The following is a 17,120-nucleotide window of genomic DNA, read 5'->3' on the forward strand; positions in this document are numbered from 1 at the left end:
GAAAACCCCTTACATTTTTCGGTAAGGGGTTTTTAGGTGATATAAAACTTTTTAATCTAAACTTTCCAAATATTTCAAACTTTCTGGAACCTGCTCTACTACCCTAGAAGATTCATCCTCTATGAACATGTATTCAATTCCCAATTTTTTGGCCTCTGCAACGGTGCCAGCTATATCTACCTGCCCAGTTCCGAGAACTACATTGGTCTCAACATCTTCGTGACCGGTATTGTTACCTTCAATTCCGTGCTGCATATCCTTTAAATGCATAAGCGTGAATTTCTTGGGATATTTTTTCATAAGTGCCAAAGGATCCGCTCCTCCATGGTGTGCCCAAAAAACATCAAGCTCAAAAGTAAAATCTTTTGCGTTTTGAGCCATATAGTCGAAAAGGGTACCATCTTTCCAAGGTCTAAATTCATAACCATGGGCATGGTATGCCAAGGCTATCCCATTTTTTTTCAATTCCTTCCCCGCTTTATTGAAAACTTTGGTGGCATGTTCTGTTTCCTCCAAATCCCATTTATTATCATCATGTGGAACCCAAGCGCACATGGCATAAGTAGCACCAAATTCCTTGGCGTTGTCTATTACCTTTTGCACATTATTTTCTAAATCTTCAAAGCTAGCACCAACACTTACTACATTTAAATTGTTCTTCTTAAGTAAGTCTTTAAACTCTCCCATTGATAAACCGTAAGTTCCGCCTCCTTCAATCTTGGTAATACCCCACCCGTTGATAATTTTCAAGGTTCCGGGAACATCTTCCTTAAACTGATTTCTTAAACTATAAAGCTGTAAACCAACTTCTTGCCCTTGCCCCGAAATATTGAAAAGAAGGGCCAATAGAAATGTTGAAATTATTTTTTTCATTCGATTTTAATTTAGCTCTTAAAAGTAAGGATATATACTGCTGTAATACAAAAACACCCCCTTAAAAATTGAAGGAGGTGTTTCTAATTATCTTGCAATTACCAAATTAGGTCAAAAGATTACCATCTTCATCCCACTCGGCAATCACATTTCTCTTGCTATTATCTACACATTTGGCAATCCATTCCGGATCATATTCAACACCGTGTTTCTTGAGAACATCATCTGGTACACCGTCCCAAACATTGGGTTGGTTTCCTTTGTAACCCAAATCTGCAATACCCACCTTGGAAGTATAGTATCCAGTTACGACCAAGTTTTTCATCAATGCGAAAAACTGAATCTGCAAAGGTTGATCATCTAAGGGCACTTCCATATCTTGAATACAAATCTGGTCAAGTATCTCCTTCTGCTGATCTAAACTAGCCGATTTAAATTCCAATCCGTAATCGGTATTCGATTTATGGTCCAACCACATTAAACCACCCAACAAGGTATTCTGCATCTGTGGCATATCTTTACCTATAAACTCAATAAATTCCGGCACATCTGCTTCTAACGGACCTCCATGTGGTTCTTTAGGTGGCAAAATAACCTCACTCAAAACAGCAATCGTTTCCATTTCATGTTCATTGAAAAGCTGTTCTTCCTTTAGCTTGGCATCCCTTTCTGCCTCCGCGGGCGTTCTACCATAATATTTGGTATCCGTACTAACCGCAGTTTCTCCTTCTACGGGTGCTGCTTCTCCCTTATCCGTTTTACAACTGTGAAATGCAAATGCAGAAGCACTAGCACCAAGAATCATTGTCTGTATACTCTTTCTTCTGTCCATCATTAGATATTTTGTTGTTTCAACTGTTCGATAATATAGTCCGATGCTCTCCAAGATAGTGCCAAAATGGTCCAAGTACAGTTCTTATCCGCTTGGGAAACAAAGGGTCCTGCATCTACAATAAATACATTGTCAACGTCATGTAATTGATTGAATTTATTGGTAACCGAAGTTTTTGGATCATCCCCCATTCTAGTGGTACCTACTTCGTGAATTATCTCACCGGGCGCATGAAGACCATAGTCCCTGTCCTTACCTGGTTTATTTAGATAGATGCCTCCCATGTTATGGGTAATCTCTTCAAAGGTGTCTTGCATGTGTTTTGCTTGACGCACTTCAACATCAGACCATTTATAGTTGAATTTCAACACCGGAATTCCGTAATCATCAACAGTTGTTTCGTCAATCTCACAGTAATTTTCCTTTCTAGCTAGACCTTCACCTCTACCACCAAAGCCTATAACGGCGCCGTAGTACCTCTTAACTTCGTCACGAAGTTTGTCTCCGTATCCGCCGGTTGGGAAGCCCATTAGCTTATTAAAATTGTCTTGATCAAAACCAAAACCGTAATTAGGTTGGCTCATACCTCCCCACACTTCTATATGGTAGCCGCGAGGGAAATCCAGTTTACTATGATCACCCCACCAAGGTGAGTAAACGTGCATACCTCCCACACCATCTTCGTTATAGGTAACATCACGATTCATCAAATCTGGAACAAAGGCCGCCCCACTACTTCCTGTAGAATCATGCAAGTACTTACCTACCAAATTGCTGCTGTTACCCAATCCGTTTGGATGTTGCTTACTTTTGGAGTTTAATAATATTCTGGCGGATGAACAGGCAGATGCTGCCAATACCACTACTTTTGCTTTTAGCTTATATTCCTTTCTGTCATCTTTACTTACGTAAGAAACTCCAGTGGCCTTACCCTCTTCATTGGTGGTAATTTCACGAACCATGGAATTGACATACAAACGCACCTTGCCACCACTTTTCTGGGCTGGAAAGATCAAACAACTACCTGCGGAGAAATCCGCATACACTTGACATGACCTACCGCATTGTCCGCAATAAAAGCAAACACCACGCTCATTATTTATTCGCTTCGTAAGCATTGAAAGACGACCCGGAATTACAGGAATACCCGATTTTTTTGCTCCTTTTATATAAAATAGTTCATGAAGTCTTGGTTTTGGAGGAGGAAGGAAAAATCCATCTGGATCATTTTCACGACCTTCATTGGTTCCAAAAACGCCAATCAATTTATCTACCTTATCGTAATAAGGCTTTACGTCTTCATAGCCTATAGGCCAATCTTCCCCATGTCCGTCACGAGTTTTTCCTTTAAAGTCTTTTGGACCAAAGCGGAGTGAGATACGCCCCCAGTGGTTGGTACGGCCACCGAGCATACGTGCTCTCCACCACTTAAAAGTGGTTCCTTCTTCCGTGGTGTAAGGTTCACCATCAACTTCCCAATCGCCCCAAGACTGATCCCATTCACCAAAGGCACGCGTGGTTCCCGCACCTCTTCTAGGAGAATCATAAGGCCATTTCAATTGGGTCATGGTTTTTGGGTCTGCGGGGTCAAAGAACGGTCCCGCCTCCACGACCGCAACATTTAATCCGGCATCTGCAAGCTGTTTGGTAGCCATACCACCACCGGCGCCGGAGCCGACAATGATAACATCATAGACTTCAGGAGATTCCTTTATCTGCATAGTTAGTTTAGTTTAAATGAGCGCACAATTTAAAAATTAAAAATGAAAATTATGCGAATTTGGAGCATCTATATGGTAGAATGACACGATCTGTACCGTGATAACACAAATAATAAGCGTTAAAAATTATTCATTTGGTCAAGGGCCCTCTCAACCGTCTTTACTGGCAATTTACAAGTTGTGTTCTGACAGACATAGATATACGTCTCTTCCTCAATAAAACGGTCTTTGAACAACGGGGAATCACTGTTTTTCTTACTACCCACAATAAGGGTGTTGGGCAAGTAATGTTTTTGCAACCCCTGCACTACGGGCTTAACATTTGAGCCTACCACGGCTATTTCAAAAAACGGAAAAGTATTTTTTAAAAGTAAAGAATTCCATTTAGAATAGCTGGAGGGACTTTCTTCGATCAATGGAGTTATTGATGCAAGCATTTTTTTGGACCTTTCCATATATTCGGTGTTGTAGTCTATATGACCCAACTTAAATAAATTGGATGCCATTATTGCATTGGGAGAGGGTAAGACACCGTCATCAGTTTTAATTATCTTGGCGATTAGTTCATCACTTTCATTATAAAAATACATGCCGGTGGTCTCATCGGCATACTTTTCTTCCGCTTTTTCCGTCAGCTCCGTCGCTATCTCTAAATACTGGATATCAAAACTAGCAGTATAGAGTTCTAGTGCTGACTGGGCTAAATAGGTATAATCTTCTAAAAAACCTTCCTTTTGATTGCTACCTTCTTTATAAGTATGTACCAAATTACCTCGATACATACCATTTTCAAGCAGATACTCTAAGGTATGCTGGGCTTCCTGTAAAAAACTTTCTTGCTGAAACGCCTTATAAGCATCTACCAACCCAGTAATCAATAATGCGTTCCATGATGTAATTACCTTATCGTCAATACCTGGAGCTATTCTTCTTGAACGTGCTTCTAGCAAAGACTTATGCCATTTTTCTTTTCTGCTCTGCAGTTCGCCTTTTGTTATACCTTCCGATTTGGCGAAATCCGCATCTTCCATTTTCACATGTAAAACATAGGTATCGACTTCCCACTGGTCCGTTTCGTTTATGGAGTAATATTTAGAAAACAATTCAAAATCGTTCTCTAAAATCTCTTGAAGTTCTTGTTTCCCCCACACGTAAAATTTTCCTTCTTCCCCCTCTGTATCAGCATCGAGGGCGGCATAGTAACCTCCCTCTTCATTTTTCATCTCTCTTTTTAAAAAATCGATGGTTTCCCAAACAATACGTTGATATTCGCTGTCACCAAAAACGGTATAGGCCTTTGAGTAAAGGCTTATCAGCTGAGCATTGTCATAGAGCATTTTCTCAAAGTGGGGTACCTTCCATCGTGAGTCTGTGCTGTAGCGATAAAAACCTCCCGCCAAATGGTCATAAATACCTCCTTTTGCCATTTTATCCAAGGTGTTTTTCACATGTGCCAACGCTTGATCATCTTTTTGTAAAATAGCATAGTCTAACAAAAACATAAGGTTAGAGGGAATCATGAATTTTTGTTCCCCCATATCTCCTCCATATTCCAAATCCCAATATTGTCGCCAAAGCTCAACGTTCGCCTGCACTTCTTTTTTATCGAAGGTGACATCTTTTTGATTGGGTACAATAGTGTTAGCTTCTGCAATACCTGCTGCTACCATATCGGCGTACTCTTCTGCCTTTTGAGGGTCATTTTTATACAAATCATTGATTTTGGACAAAACTTGAGTCCATTGGTCTTTGGTGTGATAGGTACCTCCGTACAAAGGTTTACCGTTTGGAAGGGTGATGACGTTCAAGGGCCAGCCACCATTACCTGAAATCAATTGCAAAGCGGTCATATAAATTTGATCAACATCGGGTCTTTCTTCCCTATCAACCTTGATACTTATAAAATTTTCGTTCATGACCTTGGCAACCTCCTCATCTTCAAAGGTTTCTTCTTCCATTACGTGACACCAATGGCACGATGAATATCCAATGCTTACCAATACCAGTTTGTTTTCCCTTTTGGCATCTTCTAAAGCCTCTTGGCTCCAAGGCCTCCAATTGACGGGATTATGGGCATGTTGCAGTAGATAAGGACTACTTTCGTTTACCAAGGCATTTGTAAATTTGTGGTTCTCCACTACCTCAACTTTTTCCTCTTTATTTTTACAGGAAGTTGAAATCAAAAATGCCAAAAGAAGTGTTGTCTTAGCGAAAATAGTACTGGGCTTCATAGTCAATTATTCTATTGCCGAAAATACAACAATTAGTTACATTCTAGGGGCCAATATTTATTCGGAAATAAAGGCGGAAGCAGGCAAACCGGCCTCATTAAATAGATTTGGTTCCGCTGTATTGCTCCATCCAAATCGTACCTTTACCGGTTCTGCGACTTTTTTAGACGTCAGAATAATTCTATCATCTTTTATTTTTGCCTTAGCCGGATACCATTTTCCATCTCCGGCAGCTAATTCAAAATGAGTAATCGTTTTTCCCTTTGCCATAAGTCCGTCTGCATGATCAAAATGAACCTCCACCTTTTTTCCGTCTACCTTATGAGACTTATATAGCGGACCATGCACTTCTCCTTCATATTTTTTATACGTCTCTTTAAGGGCAAGGTTTGCCAAGCGAAGACCTACATCTTGTTTATTTGGAGGATGAATATCATTAATGGTGGCAATATCACTAACCACCACCATACCCGAATTCGGAATGACTTTTTGAGCTATTCTTTGCGAATTTCGAAGATATGCGCCCACCTCTGGTGTATCATATTTGTAAGGAGCAATTTGAACAAAGTAAAAGGGAAATTCGTATCCCCAAGCTTTTCGCCAAGAACCGACCGTCTTGGAGAACAACTTGGTATAATTTCCATGTCTGCTCACATTTGATTCACCTTGGTACCAAATAGTTCCGGCAATTTTAAAACCGGTAAGCGCATGAACCATCCCATTGTACAAATAGGAAGGGGTTACCGGACTCCAAGGGGTTTCTTTCAAGGAATAGGCATCTTTTTTAAGGTCTTCGTTTTCTTCAAATACTGAACGGGTCGCCCAAACCTCGGCAGGAGAGCCTCCCCAAGCATTATTGACAAGACCAATGGGAATATTCATCTCACCTTGAATTCTTCTAGCAAAAAAGTAGGCTACAGCACTAAAGTCTTTCATCGTTTCTGGCGAACATACCTCCCAAGTACCCGGTAAATCGTCTTGCGGAAATTCAGCCGTTCTACGCTCAACCGTAAAAAAACGAATATTTGGGTAGTCGGCCTTCTTTATTTCTTCCTCCGCATTGTCTATTCCTGCGTTTGTGGTTGCGGTCCATTGCATATTTGATTGACCGGAACATAACCAAACCTCGCCTATAAGCACGTCATTGAGCACAATTTCATTTTCAAATCCCTCTATGGTTATATTGAACGGTCCGCCAGCTTCTGGTGTATTTACGAAAACCTCCCATACCGCAGTTATGGGGGTTTTTACCTTATATTTTTTACCATCCCAACTGGTGGTAACCGTCAGTTCTTCTCCGGTTTGGGCCCAACCCCATATTTTAGCGCTTTCGTTTCTTTGTAAGACCATATGGTCTCCAAATATATTGGGTAAGGTAATTTTGGCTACTGCCAATTGACATGTCAATAAAACAATAATTAATAGTAGTTGGTTTGGTTTCATGAGTTATAGAAATTAATATGTAGGCTAAATATATCAAATTATATTCTTGACAATAAATTGGTGTTCATTTTAAAAATGATTTAAATATCTTTAGAACATCAACCTAAACTCTTCAAAAATGTCTACCAAAAACTTCTACATCAACAGACGTAATTTTTTAAAGTCTACAACCGCTGCCATGGCCTTATCTTCGTTTGGAGCATATGGTCTCGACTTGGTCTATAGAGAAAAACCTTTGAGAGTGGGACTCATTGGAACGGGTTGGTATGGTAAAAGTGACCTATTTAGATTAATTCAAGTCACCAACGTAGAAGTTATTTCTCTTTGTGACGTTGATAGACACATGCTGTCAGCGGCGGCTGAGTTGGTCAGTACACGGCAGAAATCTGGCAAAAAGCCCAAAACATACACGGATTATAAAAAAATGCTGGCACAAAGCGAGCTTGATATCGTTTTGGTGGGCACACCCGACCATTGGCATGCACTACAGGGGATTGAAGCCATGAAATCAGGTGCTCATGTATACCTACAAAAACCTATTTGCGTAGATGTTTTGGAAGGAGAGGCTTTAGTTGCGGCCAGTAAAAAATACAATAAGGTCATACAAGTGGGAACCCAACGCAAAAGTACCCCACACCTAATCGAAGCTAAAAAAAACATTGTTGATGCCGGACGGCTGGGCAAGGTTTCACATGTAGAAATGTGTTGTTATTATCACATGCGAGATAAAAAAAATAGGCCTGTAGAACCTATTCCCGACTTCTTTGATTATGACATGTGGACAGGTCCTGCACCTATGCGTGAATTTGATGGACTCCCACATAGACGCTGGCGCGCATTTATGGAATATGGCAATGGTATTGTTGGCGATATGTGTGTGCATATGCTCGATACCGTTCGCTGGATGCTAGACCTCGGTTGGCCCAAACGAATTAGCTCCACTGGAGGCATATATGTTCAGAAAGACGCCAAAGCAAATATTACGGATACGCAAAATGCTATTTTTGAGTTCGAGGAAATGGAATGCGTTTGGAAACACCGCTCTTGGGGTACGCCTCCCGACCCTGAATATCCGTGGGCGTTTAAAATATTCGGAGAAAAAGGAACGCTTTCAGGAAGCGTAATGCAGTACGATTTTGTTCCTGTGGGCGATGGTAAAAAAATACATAAAGATGTTATTTACGAACGTGAAAAATACCCCGAAGACTTAACCGAAAAAGATATTGAACTGCATGCCGCACCTGCAACTCGAGGTCACATGTTAGATTTTTTATCAGCTATAGAAACTGGGTCTTCTCCCGTGGCAAATATTCAAGAGGGGCATATCTCAACAGCCAGCTGCATATTGGCGAACATGGCTCTTGCCATACAACGGCCACTCACTTACAGTCAAGGTAAGCAACTGATTTTGAACGACCCCGAAGCAACAAAAATGTTAAAAAGAAGTTACCGAGAAGGGTGGCAACACCCTAATTCTTAGTTCGTCTTTCTGATTTGTCTAGTTTTCATCTAGAAAAATTTACTAGAAGAAAAGAGGATTTCCATATTATGAAATCGTCGAAACTTTTCTGTTGCTTCCTACAGATCATCAATTTTTCCAAGTACATAATTGGTAATCTTTAAATAATTCAAAATTTGTAGAAAATAGAAGGTTGTTAAAAATAATAATATCCATATTTGTGTAAATATTAAGTTGGAACCAACAAACTTTTTAGCAAATGAAAAAGTGTTTGATTACAGGAATTACTGGTCAAGATGGAGCTTATCTGGCAGAGTTCTTATTAAAAAAGAATTATCAAGTGCATGGCCTTAAAAGAAGGTCGTCTTTGTTCAACACCGATAGAATCGATCACCTCTATCAAGACCCCCATGTAGAGAACAGAAACTTGCATTTGCACTATGGCGATATGACGGATAGCACCAATCTTATTCGCCTTATTCAGGAAATTCAGCCTGATGAAATTTACAACTTGGCCGCCATGAGCCACGTTGCCGTTTCTTTTGAAACACCAGAATACACAGCCAATGCCGATGGTATTGGTACCTTGAGGATTTTAGATGCCGTTCGTCTTTTAGGATTAGAAAAAAAGACAAGAATCTATCAAGCGTCTACCTCTGAATTGTACGGAAAGGTGCAGGAAGTACCTCAATCAGAAACGACGCCATTCTATCCTCGCAGTCCTTATGCGGTGGCCAAAATGTACGCCTACTGGATAACCGTAAATTATCGTGAAGCTTACGGAATGTTCGCTTGTAACGGTATTTTATTTAATCACGAATCGCCTATTAGAGGGGAAACTTTCGTAACCAGAAAAATTACCCGTGCAGCTTCTAAAATTGCCTTGGGATTACAGGATAAAGTTTACCTAGGTAACCTGGATGCAAAACGTGATTGGGGCCATGCCAAAGATTACGTACGTATGATGTGGATGATTCTTCAGGCCGATGAAGCGGAAGATTGGGTAATCGCTACCGGAAAGACAACTACCGTTAGAGACTTTGTAAGAATGAGTTTCGCCGAAGCCGGTATCGAACTTGAATTTAAGGGCGAGGGCGTAGATGAAAAAGGTTACGTTGTTGCTTGTAACGACCCAAAATACCAGATAGAAAAAGGTACCGAGGTTGTTGCCGTTGACCCTAGATATTTTAGACCAACCGAAGTGGATTTATTAATCGGTGATCCAAGTAAGGCCAATAACAAATTGGGCTGGGTGCCTAAATATCAACTTCAAGATTTGGTCAAGGATATGATGACCAGCGATTTAAAATTGATGCAGAAAGACACGTATCTCAAAGAAGGTGGTTACCGCATCATGAACTATTTCGAATAAAATGGATAAAAATTCCAAAATTTATATAGCTGGCCATAGAGGTTTGGTGGGCAGTGCTATTTTAAAACAACTCAAAGCGAAAGGTTATTCCAATTTTTTATTAAGAACTCATGCCGAATTGGATTTGGTAGATGCCAACGCCGTTGGTGAATTCTTTGCTGAAGAAAAACCGGACTATGTTATCTTGGCTGCTGCCAAGGTAGGCGGTATTGTGGCCAACAATACCTACCGTGGTGATTTTATTTACTCGAATCTTATGATTCAGAATAATGTGGTTCACCATAGTTACCTGAACGGAGTTAAAAAGTTATTGTTTTTGGGAAGCACCTGTATCTATCCCAAAGAGTGTCCGCAGCCGATGAAAGAAGATTATCTTCTTACCGATGTTTTGGAATATACCAACGAACCGTATGCCATCGCAAAAATAGCGGGCATCAAACTTTGTGAAAGTTATAATTTACAGTACGGCACCAACTACATCTCTGTAATGCCTACCAATCTGTACGGACCCAATGATAATTTTGACCTGGAAAAATCTCATGTATTACCTGCGCTTATCAGGAAAATGCATTTGGGAAAGGCCTTGGAACAAAATGATTGGGAAGCTATTAGAGCTGATTTAAAGAACCGCCCCATAGAATCTGTAGATGAAAAGGCCAATGAAGAAGCAATTCTTCAAACACTTAAGAAGTACGGCGTCACCACCGGAAAAGATGGTGTTTCTGTTGAGATTTGGGGAAGCGGTAAGCCGATGCGCGAATTTCTATGGTCTGAGGATATGGCCGAGGCCTGTGTCTTTATCATGGAAAACAGAAATTTTGAGGATACGTATGAGTCCGGTCAAAAGGAAATTAGAAATACCCATATCAATATTGGTACAGGTAAAGATGTTTCTATTAAAGAATTGGCAGAAACAATCAAAAGGCAGGTTGGTTTTGACGGAAGTTTACAATTTAATGCCGATAAACCGGATGGCACCATGAAAAAGCTTACCGATGTGAGCAAATTGCACGAATTGGGCTGGAAACATAATATTGAGCTTGAAGACGGTATCTCACAAATGTACCAATGGTATACTAGCTAACTCTAGTAATTATGATAAAAAATGGCGCCCATAAAAAGGCGCCATTTTTAGTTAAGAGTAGTTGGTTGATCTTAATACTTTCTATTCTTACGTTTTCTAAGCTTATTGGCTTCTTTATCGCCCTTAAACTTTTCCTTTACGGGGTCCCACTCTAGAGTCCTTCCCAATTCATAGGCAATATTGGCAACATTGCCTACGGTCGCAGAACGATGACCGGTCTCTACATCTACCAATGGTTTACTGCGGTCTTTCATAGCGGTGAGCCAGTTTTGGTAATGATTGCCCCTATCGTTAAATTTTTCTTTAGGGTCTCCTCCGTTAGGCATTAAAATATTGGCGGGAGTGGTTTCTATAAAACCTCTGCTTACATCCATGGTACCTTCAGAGCCAATAAAGCGTACGGCCCATCCCCTACCAAAATCTTTATGCACCATTTCAATTCCGTTTTCATAGAACATTCGCAAACCTCGAACTGCCTTAGGGTCTTTCGGCGAAATGTATTTTACGGGACCTGTTTTATCCATTCCCAAACACCATTGGGCAATATCGAACATATGGGCACCCCAGTCCGTTAAAATTCCGCCACCGGTTTCTTTAAAATCTCTCCAGTCAGGGTATTTTTCTACCACCTCGGGAGCAATAGAATGGTGATAGGTCAACAAAGGCGCTGGACCGCACCATAAATTCCAATCGATACCATTGGGCGTAGGTTCTGCAGGAAGGTCGTAAGCCCTCGCCGGGTCACCTACATTTACCAGAACTTTTTTAATCTCTCCTAATTTACCGGTACTTACTATTTCTTGGGCTTTTTGAAATTTTTCCCAAGAACGCTGCATACTCCCTACCTGTAAAACGGTATTATTCTTTTTAGCTGCATCTACCATCATTCTTCCTTCAACAATGGTATTGGTCAAAGGTTTCTCACAGTACACATCTTTACCCGCATTCATTGCATCAATCGATTGAATGGCATGCCAATGGTCTGGGGTTGCCACCACAATTCCATCAATATTTTTGTCCTCAAGCATTTCCTTGTACTGCAAATAGGTGGTCACCCCATTATAATTGGAAACTCCACGCTTTTCAGCATAATAACCTTCAACTATCTTTTTAAATCCATCACGTTTTGCCGTCCACACATCACTTCCGGCAACTATTTGTGCCTGGGTCTCAGTAGTGAAGAATCTAGAAAGTATGCCACCTTGTTTACCCAACCCGATATAACCCAAATTAATTTTATTATTTGGGGATATAAACCCACGCCCCAAAACGTGCCTGGGTACAATGGTGACCAGACCCGCTGCAAATGCCGTATTCTTTAAAAATTTTCTTCTTGAGAAGCCCGAATTTTGGTTTTTAATTTGCTTGTCATTTTTCATCTCAGTGGATTTTAACGCTAGTTCCCTAATTTTAAGATTTCACTACCGGCCAATAAAAAAGCACCGGTTCCAAAATTTTGCCAGCTGTCTGCGGAAGCTGGCTCCGGACTAGCCCCAATATCTTGTACCCAACCTACCATGCCATTTTCTTTTTGACAATTTTGCAAGGCATTCCATGCTTTGGTTACCACGGGGGTATATTCTTTTTTGTTCAAGATTCCATTATTGATTCCCCAAGTTAGGGCAAAAGTGTAAAATCCGCTACCACTCACTTCACCGTGGTCATACGATTCTGGAGATAACAAACTGGTTCTCCATAATCCATCGGAATGTTGTACTTCTTTTATTTTGGCCGCCATCTCTTTATAAAGTTTCAAATAAAAATCACGGTGCTGGTAGTCTTTGGGCATATCCTCCAAAATCAAGGCAAGCCCTCCTATTACCCATCCATTTCCTCGGGACCAAAAAATCTTTTTTCCATTTTCTTCTTTCAAATCCTTATCGGTTCCCTTCCATAAAAAACGGATATCACGAGCAAATAAATGTTCTTCCTTATCATATAACAAATCATAGGTCTCTAAGTACAACTCATGCATCTTATCTAAATACGAGCGGTCATTGGTCAATTTTGAATATACGGTGAGTACTGGTGGTGCCATAAAAAGAGCATCACACCACCACCATAAAATTTGTTGGTCTTTGCCTTCTATACCTTCCCTCCAAGGATGCGGCTTATAAAGATGATCCGTTAAAAAGCGTTCGGTAGGCTCTAAGTCAACCATTCCCTTTCTAATTTCGTTTACATACAGGTAAGAATAGGAAATGATTATATCATCTGCATGGTAAAAACGGTCCCAAGGTTTCCATTCATTTTGGTAGCCCATGTTTTTTAAAGCAGCAGAAAATATGGGATTTTTGGTAGATTCATGGGCTTTAGTGACCCCTACGTAGTAGGCTCCATTGGTCCAGTCAGTTGGAGCCGAAGTAAAAATAGGATGTTGTTCTTGCCATTCCATAGCTTTGACCATAGATACTTCCACATTTTTAGTATCAATTTTTTGAGCGGTCAAAAAAGTAATTGAAATAATAGGCAGTAGTCTGATAACATACTTGATCAAACGAATCATGTGAATCATAAAGTTGAGTATTAAGTTGTTGAATTGAAGATTGTTAAAATATTAAATATTTAAAAGGAATTGATAGCCAGTTCAATTTTATGCTTTCCGGGAGCAAGTCTTACGGATGTGAATGCCGGATTTACTTTCTGACCATTATGGGAAACCGATTTACCTTCAGTATTTACCAAAGTAAACTCAGCAACCATATTTGCCGGAATCTCAATCGTGTATCGTTGTAGCCGATGATTCACCTTTTTATAATCCGCTTTTATACTTCCCAATAGGGTGGGTACTTCAATTGAACTCTCGGTCAAACTAGAAAGTTGTGGTCTGATCTGTGCTACTTTGAACCCTGGTTCCAAAGGCTGAATTCCCCAAAGTCCTCTAGGAATGCTATTGGCAGGAACAGCCCCCCAAGCATGGTTCCAATCGGCATTGGGTTTGTATTTCATATCCCAAGCTTCCAAAGTTATGGTCGAGCCGATACGGATCATATTGTACCAACTACGATCAGAGGTGGATGTAAGCAACTCCAATGCATAGTCGGCAGCACCAGCCCTGTACAGACCATCCATCAAATATTGCGCACCATAAACGCTACAGGCCATTCCTCTTGATTTAATAAAGTCAACGACGGATTTTTTGTGTTTCTCGGGCACAATACCAAAAGCCAAAGGCAGCATATTGGCGTGAATTGAGGAGTGGTTAGAGCCCTCCCCATCAATATAGGCGCCAGTTGTAGCATTAAATAACTTTTCATTGATAGCTTTCTTTGCTTTCAATGCCCGCATCTCATAATCAAGAGCTTCTTGGTCTTTACCCAACAAGGTGGCGAACTCGGCCATTATCAGCATGTTCTGATAATAAAAACTATTCACGACCGTATTGTATGGCTTAAAATCAAAACCGTCCCGCTCGCCGGTAACATTCGGATCACCTCCCCAGTTGGCCGGTGGCCAATCAACAATATCCCTAAAGGTTTCTTTCAAGTCATCTGGAAAACCAAGTTTTTTCATGAGTTCCGTAGTCATTTTAGTTGAAGTAATGAGTCCGTCTTCCCTTGCTAATTTATAAAGAGTCTTATACTTGAGCTGTTCATAATATTTTTCGATCAGTTCCGTATTACCAGTGTACATGTAATCCGCATGAAACATCAAGGCCACATGCTGCTGCCACTCTGTGGGCCAAGTGGGGTTTTCCATGAAATATTCAATGGTCTGCCGGGCAATGGCATACTCTCTGTCCGTGGTGTAATGACTCAATTGATTGAGATAGGCGTCCGCTTCATAAGGAATTCTTTCACGATCACCATCTACATACAGTCCATTAAAAGTGGTAGCCTTTATAGAGTATTTGCACAAATCCCACACCTGATTTAAAATAGCATCGTCACTGGTGAAACTGCTGGTATCATCTTCCCAATAACTATGGAAAGCCAATTGGGTAAAATCCTCTTTTTTTAAAGGTTCTTTGGCCCCTTGCACCTCAGCATACCTAAATGGCATTAAAACAGGAAAGCCTTCCGGTAAAGGCAAAGCCTTACCTGGGAGGGTGTTTCTTTTGTTTATTTTAACTGGTAGCTGGTATTCCGTTTTTTCCGGACTTACAGCTACTTCAATTTCTTGGAAACGTATATGGCTTCTTTTATCCGGAGTTCGGTTTATGTTGCCATTTTCCAATTGCTCTCCAATTCTAAAAGTTAAAGTGTGCGGCTCTTTTGCCCTGTATTTGAAATTAAGGGTAGCGAAGGCGTCTTTGCCAAAATCCATAAAATAAAACTGATCTCTTTTTTCGAACAATTTCGGATGGATGCTGTCTATCTGAAATTTATTTGCAGTTGTAATAACGTTATCCGGTCTTTTGGAAGTGGTAAATTTTTGTGCTTTTGAGTAGGCCGACAAGCGATTATCCTCATCCCAAATACGCACTTTCCAAAAATAAGATTTCTCCCTTTCCAAGGGCTCTTGTGCTAAAGCGATATTGGCAGATTGAGCGCTTCTTACCTGTCCGCTATTCCATATATCCCCAATATTCCTATCGATGTTTTCCTGTGATGAAGCCAATAAAATTTGATAAGCCGATTGTAGCCCTGCAGCAGTAGGCACTTCCCAACCGAATTCCGGATTCAAATCCAAGATATTACTTTCCCTAGGCTGTCTAATCATTTCCACGGTCAAGTTATTGGGGCCGCTCAAAAGTCCATCGCTGTACTTTTTAATGAGTTCATCAGTTTTTTTGCGAAAGGCGGAGAGCTTATTGGCATATTTTGGATTTTGAGCCAAGTTCTTTGTTTCCTTGGGGTCACCTTTTAGGTCATAGAGTTCTTCAGCGGTTTGGTCGTTTACGTATCTAAAGTATTTCCAATCTTTAGTTCTGACACCTTCGCTGGGCGGAATATTCTCAAACTCCCATAGGTGTTCTATTAAAACGGTATCACGCAGCGTATTTCTGTTTCCTCCGGTAAGCAAAGGCTTTAGACTTTTTCCTTGCCATTCTTGAGGTGCTGTAATTCCGGCAAAGTCTAAAATTGTTGAAGGTACATCCACATTTAGCGCTATTGCGTCGTTATCCTTCTGTTTTCGTTCTCTAGGGTCGAAAACAATTAGAGGCACCCGAACCGAATTATCGTACAATAACCATTTGCCGGCCAGTTGGCGTTCGCCTAGAAAATATCCATTATCACCCATCAGAATTATTATGGTGTTTTCATCTAGGCCTTTTTCCTCTAAAAGTGTCCTGATTTTACCCAGCTCACGGTCAATTCCCGAAATCATTCGGTAATAGCCTTTCACGCTATGCTGGTACTTTTCCGGGGTGTCATAACGCCAGTACCAACGGGTACGATTAAAACCATTCCTTACAAATTTTGGCTGTTCCAAAAAATACTTTTCCTCGCCTAATTCTGGATCGGGAATGGTAGTACCGGCAAGTAATTCATCACTTTCTTTTTGCCAGAAATACTGATCTTCAGCGGCATCATGGGCGTGTGGCGCACTAAAGCTTAGGGAAAGACAAAATGGGGATTCAGAAGAGGCGTTTTCTATAAAATCAAGTGCCTGTTGCCCCGTATACCTCGTTAGATGAACTGTATCTTTACCAATGGTTTTATAGTAATAGCCGCCTTTATCTTTATAAGCCCCATTTCTATCATAAGATTCAAAATCATTAAACTGTTTGGCCAAGGAATCATATCTAACTCCATATTTTCCGTAGAACGCAGTGCGATAGCCATTTTCTTTCAATATTCTAGGATAGGATGTAGCCATATAGGAGGCTCTAATGTTACCCGTCTGAAAATTGTAACCATGAGTTCTTTCATACAAACCGGTAAGAATGCTGGCCCTACTAGCCGCACAAATAGGCGTAGATACCATAGCATTTTTGAAATAGGAACCTTGTTTGGCCAAGCGGTCCATCTCAGGGGTGGAAATCAATTTGTTTCCAGCATATCCTATGGCATCAAAGCGTTGGTCATCAGTAAGAATGAAAATTATATTCGGCCTTTTATCCAATTGCTCCTTTTGAGCACTAAGAGGAATAGTAATTAAAATGAAAAACACGATAGCGGCATATCTTACCACTTTGGTAATCAGAATCATATAACGATA

11 protein-coding genes are annotated in these 17,120 nt (G+C 40.6%); 3 read left to right on the plus strand and 8 right to left on the minus strand.

Annotated features, from left to right (window positions below):
* Positions 1 to 51: 51 nt before the first annotated feature.
* The 5 genes from IL355_RS10005 to IL355_RS10025 form a co-directional block, all read right to left on the minus strand.
* A complete protein-coding gene (locus tag IL355_RS10005) occupies positions 52 to 873 on the minus strand; it encodes a sugar phosphate isomerase/epimerase family protein (protein WP_192462006.1) in 822 nt (273 codons plus the stop codon).
* A gap of 106 nt (positions 874 to 979) precedes the next feature.
* On the minus strand, positions 980 to 1,705 hold the full coding sequence (locus tag IL355_RS10010; protein ID WP_192462135.1) for a gluconate 2-dehydrogenase subunit 3 family protein: 726 nt from the start codon (positions 1,703 to 1,705) through the stop codon (positions 980 to 982).
* Between the two features lie 2 nt (positions 1,706 to 1,707).
* On the minus strand, positions 1,708 to 3,426 hold the full coding sequence (locus IL355_RS10015) for a GMC family oxidoreductase (RefSeq protein ID WP_187458711.1): 1,719 nt from the start codon (positions 3,424 to 3,426) through the stop codon (positions 1,708 to 1,710).
* Positions 3,427 to 3,545: 119 nt separating this feature from the next.
* Entirely contained in the window at positions 3,546 to 5,657 is a 2,112-nt protein-coding gene (locus IL355_RS10020) for a thioredoxin domain-containing protein (RefSeq protein WP_192462007.1), read from the minus strand.
* A gap of 57 nt (positions 5,658 to 5,714) precedes the next feature.
* Positions 5,715 to 7,100, minus strand: coding sequence for a sialate O-acetylesterase (locus tag IL355_RS10025; protein WP_192462008.1), 1,386 nt, complete (start codon positions 7,098 to 7,100; stop codon positions 5,715 to 5,717).
* A gap of 118 nt (positions 7,101 to 7,218) precedes the next feature.
* Between IL355_RS10025 and IL355_RS10030 the strand changes: the two genes are divergently transcribed.
* From IL355_RS10030 to IL355_RS10040, 3 genes are all read left to right on the plus strand, one after another.
* Positions 7,219 to 8,580 (plus strand): Gfo/Idh/MocA family protein, encoded by a 1,362-nt coding sequence (locus tag IL355_RS10030; RefSeq protein ID WP_192462009.1) that lies wholly within the window; start codon positions 7,219 to 7,221, stop codon positions 8,578 to 8,580.
* A gap of 238 nt (positions 8,581 to 8,818) precedes the next feature.
* On the plus strand, positions 8,819 to 9,931 hold the full coding sequence (gene gmd / locus IL355_RS10035) for a GDP-mannose 4,6-dehydratase (RefSeq protein ID WP_187458706.1): 1,113 nt from the start codon (positions 8,819 to 8,821) through the stop codon (positions 9,929 to 9,931).
* 1 nt (position 9,932) lies between these two features.
* Positions 9,933 to 11,015, plus strand: a complete 1,083-nt coding sequence (locus IL355_RS10040) for a GDP-L-fucose synthase family protein (RefSeq protein WP_192462010.1) — start codon at positions 9,933 to 9,935, stop codon at positions 11,013 to 11,015.
* A gap of 71 nt (positions 11,016 to 11,086) precedes the next feature.
* Here IL355_RS10040 and IL355_RS10045 read toward each other — a convergent pair whose 3' ends face one another.
* The 3 genes from IL355_RS10045 to IL355_RS10055 are packed head-to-tail and all read right to left on the minus strand — an operon-like array spanning position 11,087 to position 17,111.
* The gene (locus IL355_RS10045; protein WP_192462011.1) at positions 11,087 to 12,394 is read right to left on the minus strand and encodes a Gfo/Idh/MocA family protein; all 1,308 of its coding nucleotides are present in this window, start codon (positions 12,392 to 12,394) and stop codon (positions 11,087 to 11,089) included.
* Positions 12,395 to 12,411: 17 nt separating this feature from the next.
* Positions 12,412 to 13,530, minus strand: a complete 1,119-nt coding sequence (locus IL355_RS10050; RefSeq protein ID WP_192462012.1) for a glycoside hydrolase family 88/105 protein — start codon at positions 13,528 to 13,530, stop codon at positions 12,412 to 12,414.
* A 50-nt stretch (positions 13,531 to 13,580) separates the two neighbouring features.
* A complete protein-coding gene (locus IL355_RS10055) occupies positions 13,581 to 17,111 on the minus strand; it encodes an alpha-L-rhamnosidase-related protein (RefSeq protein ID WP_192462013.1) in 3,531 nt (1,176 codons plus the stop codon).
* Positions 17,112 to 17,120 lie beyond the last annotated feature (9 nt).

Source organism: Euzebyella saccharophila (assembly GCF_014855495.1).
GTDB lineage: Bacteria > Bacteroidota > Bacteroidia > Flavobacteriales > Flavobacteriaceae > Euzebyella > Euzebyella saccharophila.